We start from the raw sequence: 14,930 nt of genomic DNA, 5'->3' as shown, positions 1-14,930 counted from the left end.
CTTATCTAAAAACTATTTAGCAATAAAAGTAAATGGCTCTGTATTAACTCTACTCTCTAGCACCTCAAACTGCCAATTATTTTCATTCTTCCACTGGGTAATTAAGTTAGCAAGCTGGTGAGCGGCTATCACTTCAATATGATGTCCAGGATCAATAACAACAAGGTGATTAGCAATCATATCGTGCGCAAAGTGGTAACTTACATCCCCAGTGACATAAGCATCTGCTCCAACTTCAAGAGCTTGTTGATAAAAGCCCTGACCAGCACCACCAAGTACTGCAACACGTTTAATCGCTCTCTCTTGATCGAACGGGTTGACAATCAACCGTAAGCCACGAATGCCAAAAACATCCATACAATATTTTGCAAATTTTTGCGGTGTTAATGGTTCATTCAGCTCACCAACACGTCCCATTCCAACTGGTTCACCGCTTATTGGATCATTTCCCGCTGGTACTAAAGGTACAGTATTGGTTAGGTGAAGTTGATCTGCTAACCAGTCATTCATTCCGCCATTAGCAGTATCCAAATTCGTATGAGCTGCGTAAACAGTAATATTATTCGCCAAAAGTTTAGCGTACATTGCATTTTGCGGATCCCGCGTATCTAGATCCTTTGCTGGATGAAACATAATGGGATGATGAACAAAAATAAAGTTAACATTTCGCTCAATTGCTTCATTAACCACTTCTGGGCGAACATCAAGGGTTGTCATTAGGCGAGTGATTGGGAGATCTGGATTGCCAATTTGCAGGCCAACATGGTCCCATTTTTCTGCTAGTTGCGGATTAGCAAATTTTTCAAAACGCGCAATTAATTGGTTACCGGTTGTCATCGGCGATCGCTTCCTTTACTTGTGATAAAAACTGGTTTATCTCATTAATCTTTTTTACTGGTGGCTGTTGAGCCTTTTGCATCTGATCAATAACATGTGCTTCACGTTGAAGATATTCTTGCCATTTTTTCTTAAAAATAGGCCCTTTGCTTTCCAATAAAAATGGCCCAAAATCAAGCTCATACTTACTGTATCTAAATGGGACAACTGATGGCTCAGCAACGATAATCTCATAAATATGATTGTCTTCTTCAATTATTTTTTCGGTCATTATTTGGTAATGATTATTCATTAACCATTCCCGTAATTGACTTTCCCCTACATTCGGTTGAAGGATAAGCCGCTTAATTCTCGTTAACTTATTCTTACCCTTCTCTAAAATAGAAGCAATTAAACTCCCGCCCATTCCAGCAATCGTAATTGTATCGACTTTATCTGTCGGTTCAATCGCTGCTAAGCCGTCTGCTAAACGCGGGATAACCCGGCCTTCTAATTGGTGGTCTTTTATTTCATGAACAGCATTTTCATAAGGACCTTTTACTACTTCTCCAGCAATCGCAAAATCAATCTTACCATCTAACACTAATGCCGCTGGTAAATATGCATGATCAGACCCAATATCGGCAACCCGCGCACCTGTTGGAACAAGCGAAGCCACACATGCCAGACGTGCTGATAAGTGCTTTTCATCCATAAAAATCATTCCTTTATCTATTTAGTAAGTTAATTATAACAAAAAGAGGAAGTAAGATAGCGCCCACTTAGGAGTCCAATTCCTACTTCCTTCTAATTTACGCAAGATGATCTAAAAATTCACCAATTCGTTTAATAGCTTCTGTTAGGTTTTCATCAGAGGAGGCATATGACAAACGAACATAGCCGTCGCCACCCTTACCAAATGCGCTACCTGGTGTTACTCCAACCTTTACTTCTTTAGCAAGCTGCTTTGCAAAGGCAACATCGTCAGTACCAAATTGGGTTGGAATCTTAGCAAAAAGGTAAAATGCCCCTTCAGGAGTTAACATTTCAAAACCCAATTCCTTAAGACCGGCAACGAGTAAATCACGGCGATGTTGGTAAATCTTTCGAAATTCTAATGGATCATCTAAACCATTCGTCAGTGCTTCTGCTGCGGCAACTTGAACGTTATTAGTTACTGTTGTGACTAAGAAAGCATGCATCTTTGAAATATTAGCCATGATCTTAGCCGGAGCTGCAACATATCCTAAACGGTAACCAGTCATTGCATGAGATTTTGAGAGTCCAGAAATAAAAATTGTCCGCTCTGGAATCATGGTAGCAATTGAATAGTGCTCTACTCCATAGACTAGTTCGCTATAGATTTCATCAGCAATCGCATATAAATGATGCTTCTTAATTACTTCCGCTAATCCTGCTAGAACTTCTTGCGGATATTCACGACCAGTTGGGTTGCTTGGATAGTTAAGAATAACGGCTTTAACGCCTTTTCCCTCTTCTTCAAGAACTTCCTCAAGCTTTTCTGGAGTTAAAACAAAATTATCTGCTGAAGTATCAACCTGAACAACCGTTGCTCCTGTCATTTCAATCAACGGGAAGTACAGGGAGAAAATTGGGGTAGGAACCACAACTTTATCTCCAGTATTAAGAATTGCAAATAAGGTGGCATCGAGGGCCTCAGTTGCTCCCACAGTCGCAATTATTTCCGTTTGCGGGTCATAGTGCACATCACGAGTATTCTGAATATAATCACTGATTGCTTCAAGTAATTCTGGCTTTCCCATTTGAGGAGCATAGTGAGAATCATCTTCCTCAATACTTCTAATGGCTGCTTGCTTAACGTGTTCAGGAGTTGCCATGTCTGGTTCTCCTAATGTTAATTTAATAATTCCTGGGATCTTTGAAACTTCTTTGTTGAATTCACGAATACCTGATGGCTGTAACGCATCTAACTTGTGACTAACAGTTCCATATAAATCAGCAGACAACTCTGGCATTGTTCGATCTCTCCTCGATTTTTATTTTTAATAGATTTAAAAAACGCTTTATAAAAATTTTACCCGAACAATCAAATGTTTTCAACAAAAAATTAAATTTCTCTCATTTATTTTAAATAAAAATTAAAAAGTGCAAAACAGCGGTTATTCGTGATCGCTCTTTCGTGTCTCTTCAAGCAATAATGGCCTCCAAACTCAGTAAAGCAGAGCGATGGAGGCCATTATTATCCTATAGTGTTCATTTTTTATAACTGTAAACTTATGTCACAGTCACTTTTTTAGTGTAAATTAATCTTTTTTACGTATATATTAATAAAGAAGATTATTATTCTAGGAAATCTTTTAATTGCTTAGAACGTGATGGGTGTCGTAATTTTCGGAGTGCCTTAGCTTCAATCTGACGAATCCGTTCCCGCGTCACGCCAAAGACTTTTCCAACTTCTTCAAGTGTTCGTGTCCGACCATCATCTAACCCGAAACGAAGACGAAGAACGTTCTCTTCGCGATCAGTTAATGTATCTAGAACATTTTCAAGTTGCTTCTTCATCATTTCATAAGCAGCATGGTCAGCAGGACTTGTAGCATCTTGATCCTCAATAAAGTCTCCCAAATGAGAGTCATCCTCTTCACCAATAGGTGTTTCAAGGGAAACAGGTTCCTGGGCAATTTTAAGAATATTCCGTACCTTCTCAGTTGGCATATCCATTTCCGCACCAATTTCTTCTGGTAATGGTTCACGCCCTAAATCTTGAAGTAATTGCCGTTGAATCCGGATCAATTTGTTAATAGTTTCAACCATATGAACTGGAATTCGAATTGTCCGTGCTTGGTCAGCAATTGCCCGAGTAATCGCTTGCCTAATCCACCATGTGGCATAAGTTGAGAACTTAAATCCTCGTCGATAATCGAATTTTTCAACGGCTTTCATAAGTCCCATGTTACCTTCTTGAATCAAATCAAGGAACTGCATCCCACGACCAACGTACCGCTTTGCAATTGAAACAACCAATCGTAAGTTTGCTTCTGCTAGTTCTTGCTTAGCAATCTCATCACCTTTTTCAATTCGTAAAGCAAGCTGTACTTCTTCATCAGCCGTCAAAAGATTTACTCGACCAATTTCTTTCAAATACATCCGCACTGGATCATTAATCTTAACCCCGGTTGGTGCTGATGTATCCTTCATGGCAGATTGTGATAATTTTTCAGTAGCTTTTAAAGCACGAGGATCTGGATCACCATTTTCATCGACAACACTAATTCCGGCATCTTCAATATTTTGAAGTAAATTATCAATCCCATCAGCATTCAATTCAAATGGTTTAGCAATTTTAGTAGTTAATTCATCATATTCAATCTGCTTTTGTTTCTTGTAATTACGAATTAACTTCCCAACTGCGGTGTCATATTCTTGTTGATCGAAATCAGTACTGTTAGAAATAACAATATCTTTTTTCTTGCTTTTTGCCATATTAATTAGTCTCCTCCGTTTTTAAGCGTTGTTGCTGCTTTAATAATTTTACCAGTTCAATCGTTAATTGCGTAGCTAATTCTGTATTATGCAACGAATTAGCCTCTTTTAACTGGGCTTGCTTATCTATAATTTGCGCAGCTAACGGTGTTTGTTCTGTGATCATATGGATACAATCATCAATTGCCCGCATATCAACTTCTTGGTCAACATTTAAATTTTCAATTTGTCCAAGAGTACCTTGTAAACTACTTTTGTCTAAATAATCAAGAAAGTCAGCAGTTGAATATGATCCGTTTTCAGAAAAATAACTTGCTGCTAACAAATATAAAGTTTGATATTTCTCATGCGCAAAATGAAAATTGTGATCTGCTGTCACGTGCATCCACACTTCACGATCATATAGCATATACCTCAGTAAGATCTGTTCCGCTAATTCAGTCCTACTAAGTTTAATTTTTTGCTGTTCTTCTTCGCTAGTTTGTTGAAATTGCTGATGACGAGCTACTGAAGGCTGTTGCCTAATCCATGGCTGATTATGAATTCCCAGTTGTTGTCGCAATTGATCTAACTGCGTCTTTAAGGTTTGCCGATCTAAATTAAATTCACCTGCCAACTGTTGTAAGTACATATCTTCTTCTAAAGGAGTTTGAACTTGAGCAATTACCTTCAGTGCTTGATTAAGATATTGCATTCGTTCATTCTGATTATCTAAATTTTTTCCATTTCTTAAAAAGCGCAGGTAAAATTCTGTTGTTGTTTCTTCTTTATTAGTAAGATAGGCATTAAATTGCTGTGGACCATACTTTTGAACATATTCATCTGGATCGATCTCAGCCGGCAATTGGACAACCTTCACCTGCAATTGATTAGGTCGATGATCGTTAACGAGACTAATTGCGCGATCAATTGCATTTTGTCCCGGTTGATCCCCATCATAGCAAATGTCTAATTGTTTAGTAGCTCGACCAATAATCGCTACTTGTTCTTCAGTAAAACTGGTTCCCATTGAAGCAATTCCGTTTTCGATCCCTGCATCAAAAGCAGAAATCACATCCATAAATCCTTCAAATAAATATAATCGACCATCTTTACGAGCTGCTTTTCGCGCAACGTCAAAATTAAATAATGTTCGCCGTTTATTGAAAATCGGTGTCTCAGGACTATTTAAATATTTAGGTAAATTTGTTTTGCTAGTATCGATTAATCGTCCAGAAAAAGCAATTACCTGGCCTTGACCATTTTTTATTGGATACATTATTCGTTCAATAAACCGATCTCGTAACTCTCCCTGTTGATCTTCACTAAAAAGTCCACTTTTTCTTAGCAATTGGTAATCAACCTTTTGCTGCTGGAAAAACGGCTTTAAAATTCGTTGATCGGGAGCATATCCTAAGCCAAATTGTTCAATTAGCTCTTCACTCATTCCCCGTTTTTTTAAATAATTAAGCGCAACTTGCCCAGCCGGTGTATTTACCAATATATGGTGATAAAGTTTAGCTGCTTTATCGTGAAGATCAAACAGCTGTTGATTCTCATTATTTAATGGTTTAGACGGAACACTAACATATTGTTCTGGAATCTTGATATTACTATCGTTAGCAATCTCCTTAACTGCATCTACAAAATCGATATGCTTTAACTCCATTAAAAATTGAAATACATTTCCGCTCCGGTGGCATCCAAAACAATAGAAAAATTGTTTTTCCTCATTCACTGAAAATGATGGTGTCTTTTCATCATGAAAGGGACACAACCCAATTAGATTTTTTCCAGCCTGATGTAATTGAACATAGCGACCAATTACATCACCAATATCAACTGAATTTCGTATTTCATCAATTACATTACGCGGTATCTTTGCCATTGATCCACCTCACTTAGTAAGCGAACAGCAACGAAATGAAAGGTCGCAACCTAACGGAATGCGACCTCCACCTATTTTTATATTTAACTAATATCTATAATACCACAAGTCAGCAGTAATACAATTAAAACATTTTATTTTACAATCAAGTTATCCAGGTTACCAATTAATGATGCTTGATGAGCTAAAATACTTAATTGGGCTAAACGATTATTACGAATATCTTCATTCTTATCCATAATCATATTTTCATCAAAGTATTCACTGATTATTGGTGTTAATGTTCGTAATGCTGCAAAGTTTTCACTTACTGTTTGATTATTTTCTTTAAGTAATTCTGAAACAGCAGTATACATCTTGTTTTCAGATGGATTTTCAAACAGATTAGGATTTACAGAAAGTTCATTAACTAACCGCTTATCCTTCTTTGCAATCCGTAATACCCGGGTAAGAGCTTCAATATCTTCTTTAAAGTTATCATCATTCTTATGATCGTCAATAGTTTGAATGGCTTCAAGAACGTTGGCAATATCATTTTGACGAGTATCTGTAGCTGCATCAATGATATCGTGACGAACCTTTTGACCATGGAATAATTGTTTAATCCGGTCTAAGAAGAACGAACGGACTTTATCCCTATTTTTATTCAAATCAAAAGAAACATTGATTTCAGCATTTTCAAAGGATGAGATAATTTCTGATTGAATACTTAATAACGGAAGGTGCCAACCACGATCGGCGATAATCCGAACGATTCCAAATGCCTGCCGACGTAAAGCATAAGGATCATTCGAACCGCTTGGAATCATATCAACCGCAAAGAAGCTCATAATACTGTCAAGCTTATCGGCAATTGCTAAAACCGCTCCAATCTTAGTGTGTGGTAATTCTCCTTCTGCTGAGATTGGCATATAGTGTTCGCGAATAGCTGTGGCAACATCATCTTTTTCGCCGAATAACTTAGCATAGATTTCACCCATAATTCCCTGCAATTCAGCAAATTCACCCACCATTTGCGTAGTAAGGTCAAATTTATAAATATGCGCTGCACGATCTAGGTCTGCTAGTTCTTCATCTGAAAAGTTCAGTTGCTTACCAAGTACATTTGCAATCACTGCGACTCGCTGCATCTTATCATACATTGAACTAATCTTATCATGAAAGCTAACCTTTTTAAGCCGTTCCACATATTCATCAATTGTCAACTTTTGGTCTTCTTGATAGAAGAATTGAGCATCTTCAAGCCGAGGAACAAGGACCCGTTCATTTCCTTTAATAACATTATCAAGATAATCTTTGTTCCCATTACGAACAGAAATAAAGTGTGATAAAAGATTACCATCCTTATCCCGTACACAGAAGAAACGTTGGTTATCCTTCATGGAAGTAATTAAGACCGGATCAGGTAATGCTAAGTACTTTTCATCAAAAGATCCAGCAAAGGCAGTTGGCCACTCAACTAAGTTATTAACTTCCTCTAGTAAGTCCTCATCCCAATCAACTTGCCAGTTGTTCTCATTAATAATCTTAGTAATTTGATCCTTAATTAAATCTTTTCGCTTTGTTTGATCAGCAATAACGAAATCATTACTTAAGGTTTCTTCATAATCATCAGCCGTAGTAATTTCAACTGGGTGTCCTAAGAACCGATGACCTTGTGTTTCTTGACCGGCTTTAACATCCAAAATACTAAACGGAACAACCTTGTCATTTAATAATGAAACTAGCCACCGAATTGGCCGAATAAATTGTAAGTTATTGTATCCCCACTTCATCAAGGTCGGAAATGTCATTGAAGTAATAACAGCTGGTAATCCTTGAAGAACTTCAGCAACAGTTTTTCCAGTAATATGCTTTTCAACAAAAACATATTCAACACCTTTTACCTCTTTGAATTCAATATCTTCAACAGAAGCACCTTGTCCCCGGGTAAAACCGATTGCTGCCTTTGTCCAATTTCCGTCGGCATCTTGAGCAATTTTCTTTGCAGGACCCTTAACTGATTCATCAATATCAGGTTGCTTATCACTTAAGCCATGGATTAATAATGCCATCCGTCGTGGAGTAGCGAATTCTTGAATATCATCAAAAGTGATCCGTTGTTCTTTAAGGTACTTTGCTACTCGTGCGTGTAACTGCTTAATACTTGGTGTTACAACGTGAGCAGGCATTTCTTCAACACCGACTTCTAATAAGTATGTATTTGCCATCTTACTTTTCCCCCTTTTGTGCTTTCTTAGCCGCTTGCTTTTCAGCCCGTTCCTTTGCCTTTTCCGCTTTTTTTGTATATTCTTCAACTGTCTTTTGGCGAACTGCTTCATCATGAATCAATGGGAAGCCACGTTTACGCCGCTCTTCAACAAAGGCCTTAGCAATTGATTTTGCCATAATTCGAATACGGTGAAGGTACCCAGCACGCTCAGTAACTGAAACAGCACCACGCGCATCTAACAAGTTAAAGGTATGACTACACTTTAAGACATAATCATAAGCTGGGTGAACTAATCCAAGCTTAATTAAACGTTTAGCTTCTTTTTCGTAATCATTAAAGTCTTGAAGAAGCATGTCTTGGTTGCTTTCTTCAAAGGCATACTTAGAATGTTCATATTCAGGTTCTTGGAAGATATCGCCATACAGAACACCATCTGCCCACTCTAAGTCATAAACTGAGTCAACATTTTGAATATATTCAGCCAATCGTTCAAGCCCATAAGTAACTTCAGCTGCTACTGGACTCATAGGCAATTCCCCAACGACTTGGAAGTAAGTGAATTGGGTAACTTCCATTCCGTCAAGCCAAACTTCCCAACCAACACCAGCACAACCCATTGAAGGATTTTCCCAGTTATCTTCAACAAACCGGATATCGTGTTCTAAAGGATCAATTCCTAACTTTTTCAAACTACCTAAGTATAATTCTTGAATATTATCAGGAGAAGGTTTCATTAGTACCTGGAATTGATGGTGTTGGTAAAGACGGTTAGGGTTTTCACCATAACGTCCATCGGCAGGACGACGTGAAGGTTCAACATAAGCCACATTCCATGGTTCAGGACCAATTGCCCGTAAGAAGGTGTAAGGACTCATGGTCCCAGCACCCTTTTCGTTATCATAAGCTTGCATCAACATACAGCCTTGATCTGTCCAATATTGTTCCAATGTAAAGATAATATCTTGCACGGTTAGTTTTTTCGTCATACTTTACTTCTCCTTCCAATGAAAAAGCCCCTACAGTACCAAAAAATAGATACTGTAGGGACGAAGTTAATCGCGGTTCCACCCTACTTTTTTACATTTCTGTAAAACAGCTTAGTTTAAGTGGCTGTTAGAGTGCCAAGGATAAATAAAAAACTACAAGGCTTGCACTATCCCCTGATCGCTGATTTGTTTTATCCACAATCTCTGTCATCGCCAATATTCAATTAATTACGCTCTTATAATAGAAAAATATTTTACAAATGTCAATCGTTCATTGATAACTTTCCGATATTTTGTTCCCACTTATTCATTTGTCTGATGAAGCGCTTTGACTTCAAGTTTAATCCGACTTGGTTATCATAAAGAGTATCCAAAACTTGTTGAAGGCGTCGTTTAGTAGCTGGATTAATCCGAATAGAATTCAATTTTTGCAAGTTAATTGTAGCGAACTGCTGGAGGTAATAAACAGTTTTGCGGTCAAGATGAAGACAGTGTTTATCAAGTGACCAGTGATTCTGACAAAGCATCCCTCCATATTGTTCAGAGAAGTCTAAAGCCAGATCATTACGACCACAAATAACACACCGATCCCAAATTGGCGCTACCCCAAAAGCAACTAACAGCTGTGTTTCAATAATATTTGTAATTATTTGCTCGTCTAATCCTTTTTCGATTAAGTCTAATGCTGCAGCAACTTGATTAAACCAGCCACCAATACTGCGACCATCTTTAAAAGCACTGTCAACTAATGCCAAAATATACGTAACATATGCATTTTTGCTAATGTCACTTGCAATATTCTTGTATTGGCTAGTATCACTTGCGGTATTAATAAAGCTTAAGCCATTTTCGTCAAGGGATCCAATGTATGTACCGTGAGTGAATGGTAAGATATCAGCAGTCATTCGAAAGCCACGTTTTTTAGCATTTTTCACAAAAAACATTGCAGTTCCAATTTTATCAGTGAGCATTTTTATTAATAGATCACGTTCACGATAATCCTGTCGGTACATAATGATCCCAGTAAACTGTGTGGTTACGCGCGCCATGTAACCATCATTCCTTTAATAGTCTTTGTTCCGATAACCATAGTCCTTTAACATTGCAGATTTATCACGCCAGTCAGGAACAACTTTTACCCATAATTGTAGGAATACCTTGTCACCAAGTAATCTTTCAATATCTTGTCGTGCCATTGTCCCAATTTTCTTTAGCATCTTGCCACCTTTACCAATAATAATTCCCTTTTGGCCAGGACGTTCAACAATAATATTAGCTGAGATATGAATATGATTTTCATCTTCACGCTTAATTGAGGTTACATCAACTGCTACGGAATGGGGAACCTCTTGCCTAGTTAGTAAAAAGACCTTTTCACGGATCATTTCTGCAATTACAAAGCGTTCAGGGTGGTCACTCACCTGATCAGCTGGGTAGTATTGCGGACCATTTGGAAGAATCTTAATAAGATCATTGATTAAATTATTCACATTATTTCCCTGCAAAGCCGAGATTGGCACAATGCCCTTAAATGGAAGAGCATCTTTATACTGGTCAACAATTTCAGGCAGATCATTAGGATTGATTTGATCGATCTTATTAACAACTAAAAAAATTGGCTGATTAACTTTTTTTAAGCGTTCAATAATAAAGTCGTCACCAGGACCGCGCTTTTCAGTTGCACTCACAACAAATAAGACAGCATCTACTTCATCTAATGCTGACAATGCTGATTTTTCCATGAAATCACCTAACTTAGTAGATGGTTTATGAATTCCTGGCGTATCAATAAAAATAATCTGTGCTTCTGGGCTTGTATAAATTCCTTGAATCTTATTACGCGTCGTCTGGGCAACATTACTCATAATTGCTACCTTTTGACCAACAACATAATTCAATAAAGTTGATTTTCCAACATTAGGACGCCCAATAATTGCCACAAAGCCAGACTTATAATTTGGATTATCCATATTAAAACTTCCTATCTAATAATTGCTAATATACGGGGAATAAAAATAATTAGTCCCACCAAAACTGAAAATATCGCTGAAATCAGTACCCCACCAGCCGCCACATCTTTAGCTTTTTTTACATTTAATTCGTAATGGTGGTCAACAAGCAAATCTGTAACAGCTTCGGTAACAGTATTAAGAAATTCAGATGTAAAAACAACAAAGACTGCCAATAAAATCCATAACCATTCCATTGCTGAAATATGCAGTAAGGCCGACATAATAATGGCCAAACAGGCAGCCAAAAGATGGTACCGCATATTACGTTCTTCACGTAATACCTGGATAATTCCATCGATTGCATGGCGCATTGCTTGAATTAAGTGATGATTTTTCTCCGTTTGATGTTTATCGCGTGAGTCCATAGCCGTCCAATATCTCCCGTTGTAATTTAAACATTTTTTCTTCATCTGCCGGTTCCTCATGATCATATCCATTTAAGTGAAGAAAACCATGAACAGCTAAGAATCCTAACTCTCGATCAACTGAATGGCCCAAAAACTTTGCCTGTTCCGCTACCTTATCGATAGAAATAAACAAGTCACCAAGATTAGCGGGAATTTCAGCGACCATTTCTGGATCCATAATAATTGGTGTTTCATCCCCCACTTCTTCTGCAGCAAAACTTAAAACATCGGTTGCCCGGTCAACATTACGATACTGGGCATTTAATTTTTTTATCTCCGGATTGTTTACAAATGTTAAGGACATTTCAGTATTTTCTGATAAAGATAGTTCTCTAGCAGCATACTGTAATAAGTCACTTACCATCTTCAATTGTTCATTTGGAAGCTGTGCTGTTGTTTGATCGAAAATTTCCAGATCCATCATTTTTCCTCTTTTTTCTCTTTATCTTTTTCTGCTAATCGTTTTGACGTTTGGTCCTCATAAGCGGTAATAATCCGCGCTACAACTGGGTGACGAACAACATCTTCCGCACTAAATTTAACGAACTTAATTGATTTAATGTTATTTAAAATTCGTTGTGCGTTTACAAGGCCACTGCGAGTTCCATGAGGAAGATCGATTTGTGAAATATCCCCATTAATAACCATTTTTGAACCGAAGCCCAAACGAGTAAGGAACATCTTCATCTGAGCGTTAGTTGTATTTTGGGCTTCATCTAAAATCACAAATGCTCCATCAAGAGTTCGTCCCCGCATATAAGCGAGGGGCGCAATTTCGATAATTCCCCGATCAATTAACCGTTGAGTATGATCAGCACCAAAAATATCATTTAGTGCATCATAAATTGGTCGTAAATAAGGATCTACTTTTTCACGAAGGTCGCCTGGTAAAAAGCCCAAACTTTCACCAGCTTCAACTGCTGGCCGCGTTAGAATAATCCGTTCCACTTCACCCCGCTTTAAGGATGCTACAGCCATTGCTACTGCTAGATAAGTTTTTCCTGTCCCAGCAGGTCCAATTCCAAAGGTAATATCATTATGTTTCATCGCGTTAACGTACTGCCGCTGACCAAAATTCTTTACCCGAATAGCCCTTCCACGACGATCTTTAATAATCGTTTCACTATAAAGGTCAGCAAAATATTCTAAGGTGCCTCGATGTGCCATCTTCATTGCACTAACAATATCTGTACTATGGATCTGAATTTCTTGTTTTAACAATGAAATAAGCGCACGAAATACATCAATCGTAAGTTTAACATCTTCTTCTTGCCCACTTACTTTAAGATCTTCACCAAATGGCCGGATCTCAACATCCATTCCTTGTTCAATTAGGCTCACAAACTTATCCTGCGTTCCTAATAAGCCAACTTCTATTTCTGGACTTTCAATTTGAAAAGTTTGTTCAATCGTTTTTTGTTCTCCCACCTATACAATCTCCTTTAATTTAGCAGATTTTATTTAATAATAATTATATCATAGATCACCTTTAACCTCACTACTGCAAGCTTCCCTAAGGGATTTGAGTTATTTTTCAAAATTAACTTTAACTACTTCCCCACTATTAAAAGTTTTCATTTTTCCGTCTGCCAGGACAATTGTTAACGAACCATCATTTTCTATTTTTTTAGCAATTCCAGTAATTACCTCACCATTTACTAGCAAGTCTACCTTCTGCCCTAAAATCATTGAGCCTTGGCGATATTGCTCAAGATACTGTGGATTATCATAGTCTGAATAATTATTAGCAATCGCCTCAATAAGCCGACTGACCAAAAGATTGCGATCTGCGGGTGCTATTCCCGTTGCTTTATCTTTAAGGCCCTTTGGAAATTTTTTTGTAGCTATATTCAAACCAATTCCTACCACTAAGGATGCCGTTGTCCTTGATTCAAGGTCTACTACTGCCTCGGTCAAAATTCCACCGACTTTTTTATAGTCTAAATAAATATCGTTAACCCATTTGTATTGGAAGTCTTGAGCAGGGAAAAATTGTTTAAGAACGTCCACAATTAAAACTGCAAAAGTCGTTGTCATTAACCCCGCTTCTAACGGTCTGTCCGTTGGGCTAGGTAAAATCATACTAAAGTATAATCCAGTTGTTGCTGGAGAATAAAAGGACCGTCCCTGTCTTCCATAACCAGCAGTTTGATGATCAGCGATAAATACCGTTGGCGCAGTAATTAGGTGGTGACTCAAAAATGCTTTAGCGATACTTTGAGTTGAGCTAACCTGATCTTCAACGTAAAGACGATTAGCAAAGTGGTTATGAGTATAAAAATCAATAATGTCAGCATTCAATTGCGAATTTCCAACAAAGTGATATCCCAGATTTTTACGACCTACAATATTGTTCCCAGCCTTTCGTAAACTATTGATGGCCTTCCAAACAGATTCACGACTAATATTAAATTGCTTTGCTAAGTCATTTCCAGAAACCCATGAATCCGGTTCTGAAAGTAATTGCAATAAAATTTTCTGTGCAGTTGAATGAAGCACTCTAACCATCTCCTTAACTAGCAACCTTAATATGCCGTAACCGTCGAGTAATTGATACGGCCATAAGTGCTTTAATTGTATCACCAAAAACAAATAAAATATTGGACGCTAAAGCAGGAATAAAAGTGGTACGTAATTGGTTAGCCAGCCAGATTGCTCCCACCCCTTCCACAAAAATTGCACCCCATAACCAAACAATAAGAAATTCAGTTATCCACTCCACTATCCCATAACGCCAACCTAATCTTAGGCTAAGACCAATCAATAATGGGACAAATAACCAGGTAAGAATGTATCCACCTGTTGGGCCTAATATTGTCACCATTCCACCCCGTCCGCCTGAAAGCAGGGGAAAACCAAGGGCAACTAGGAATAAGAAAAGCCATACAGCAATTGTCCCTAATTTTGGTCCAAGTAATTCTCCAGCAATCATGATTCCCATGTTTTGCAAAATAATTGGGACAGGAATAAATCCCAATGGAATTCCTGGTAAAACTCCTAAGATAGCAATAATTGCAACCATCATGGCAACAACAGTCATTTCGTGAATTGATAAACTTATCTTTTCCTTAATCATCATCGTGAATCCTTTATTTTTGCATTAATTATATTCAATAATAACCCTTAATTCAATATTAGGGTTACTATTGAACCAAAAATTAGAGA

Annotated in this window: 14 protein-coding genes; all 14 read right to left on the bottom strand. The window is 37.7% G+C overall.

Annotated features, from left to right (window positions below):
• Nucleotides 1-12: 12 nt before the first annotated feature.
• On the bottom strand, nucleotides 13-837 hold the full coding sequence (locus tag H5R88_RS05240) for a Nif3-like dinuclear metal center hexameric protein (RefSeq protein WP_182600409.1): 825 nt from the start codon (nucleotides 835-837) through the stop codon (nucleotides 13-15).
• Complete coding sequence (locus tag H5R88_RS05235; protein WP_308183020.1) at nucleotides 824-1,531, bottom strand: tRNA (adenine(22)-N(1))-methyltransferase; 708 nt, start codon at nucleotides 1,529-1,531, stop codon at nucleotides 824-826. The genes H5R88_RS05240 and H5R88_RS05235 overlap by 14 nt, the downstream gene beginning before the upstream one ends.
• Nucleotides 1,532-1,628: 97 nt before the next feature.
• Nucleotides 1,629-2,813, bottom strand: a complete 1,185-nt coding sequence (locus tag H5R88_RS05230) for an aminotransferase class I/II-fold pyridoxal phosphate-dependent enzyme (protein ID WP_182600407.1) — start codon at nucleotides 2,811-2,813, stop codon at nucleotides 1,629-1,631.
• 325 nt (nucleotides 2,814-3,138) lie between these two features.
• Nucleotides 3,139-4,281 (bottom strand): RNA polymerase sigma factor RpoD, encoded by a 1,143-nt coding sequence (rpoD, locus tag H5R88_RS05225; RefSeq protein WP_182579045.1) that lies wholly within the window; start codon nucleotides 4,279-4,281, stop codon nucleotides 3,139-3,141.
• A 1-nt stretch (nucleotide 4,282) separates the two neighbouring features.
• Entirely contained in the window at nucleotides 4,283-6,148 is a 1,866-nt protein-coding gene (gene dnaG / locus H5R88_RS05220; protein ID WP_182600406.1) for a DNA primase, read from the bottom strand.
• A gap of 134 nt (nucleotides 6,149-6,282) precedes the next feature.
• Nucleotides 6,283-8,358 carry a glycine--tRNA ligase subunit beta gene (glyS, locus tag H5R88_RS05215; RefSeq protein ID WP_182579043.1) on the bottom strand — a complete coding sequence of 692 codons (2,076 nt, stop codon included), beginning with the start codon at nucleotides 8,356-8,358 and terminating at the stop codon, nucleotides 6,283-6,285.
• 1 nt (nucleotide 8,359) lies between these two features.
• Nucleotides 8,360-9,346 carry a glycine--tRNA ligase subunit alpha gene (gene glyQ / locus H5R88_RS05210; RefSeq protein WP_182579042.1) on the bottom strand — a complete coding sequence of 329 codons (987 nt, stop codon included), beginning with the start codon at nucleotides 9,344-9,346 and terminating at the stop codon, nucleotides 8,360-8,362.
• 263 nt (nucleotides 9,347-9,609) lie between these two features.
• Nucleotides 9,610-10,395, bottom strand: a complete 786-nt coding sequence (recO, locus tag H5R88_RS05205; protein WP_182579041.1) for a DNA repair protein RecO — start codon at nucleotides 10,393-10,395, stop codon at nucleotides 9,610-9,612.
• A 15-nt stretch (nucleotides 10,396-10,410) separates the two neighbouring features.
• Nucleotides 10,411-11,316: a GTPase Era gene (gene era / locus H5R88_RS05200; protein ID WP_182579040.1), complete on the bottom strand. Its 906-nt coding sequence runs from the start codon at nucleotides 11,314-11,316 to the stop codon at nucleotides 10,411-10,413.
• An 11-nt stretch (nucleotides 11,317-11,327) separates the two neighbouring features.
• Nucleotides 11,328-11,723: a diacylglycerol kinase family protein gene (locus tag H5R88_RS05195; RefSeq protein ID WP_182579039.1), complete on the bottom strand. Its 396-nt coding sequence runs from the start codon at nucleotides 11,721-11,723 to the stop codon at nucleotides 11,328-11,330.
• On the bottom strand, nucleotides 11,707-12,186 hold the full coding sequence (ybeY, locus tag H5R88_RS05190) for an rRNA maturation RNase YbeY (protein WP_182579106.1): 480 nt from the start codon (nucleotides 12,184-12,186) through the stop codon (nucleotides 11,707-11,709). Before ybeY ends, H5R88_RS05195 begins: the two co-directional genes overlap by 17 nt.
• Nucleotides 12,186-13,193: a PhoH family protein gene (locus tag H5R88_RS05185; RefSeq protein ID WP_182579038.1), complete on the bottom strand. Its 1,008-nt coding sequence runs from the start codon at nucleotides 13,191-13,193 to the stop codon at nucleotides 12,186-12,188. Before H5R88_RS05185 ends, ybeY begins: the two co-directional genes overlap by 1 nt.
• Nucleotides 13,194-13,292: 99 nt before the next feature.
• Nucleotides 13,293-14,273, bottom strand: coding sequence for a biotin--[acetyl-CoA-carboxylase] ligase (locus H5R88_RS05180; protein WP_220477571.1), 981 nt, complete (start codon nucleotides 14,271-14,273; stop codon nucleotides 13,293-13,295).
• Nucleotides 14,274-14,277: 4 nt separating this feature from the next.
• On the bottom strand, nucleotides 14,278-14,841 hold the full coding sequence (locus H5R88_RS05175; protein ID WP_182600448.1) for a biotin transporter BioY: 564 nt from the start codon (nucleotides 14,839-14,841) through the stop codon (nucleotides 14,278-14,280).
• Between the last annotated feature and the right edge of the window lie 89 nt (nucleotides 14,842-14,930).

It is taken from the genome of Limosilactobacillus agrestis, assembly GCF_014145585.1.
Taxonomy (GTDB): Bacteria; Bacillota; Bacilli; order Lactobacillales; family Lactobacillaceae; genus Limosilactobacillus; species Limosilactobacillus agrestis.
This window is presented reverse-complemented; position numbering and strand designations above follow the sequence as displayed.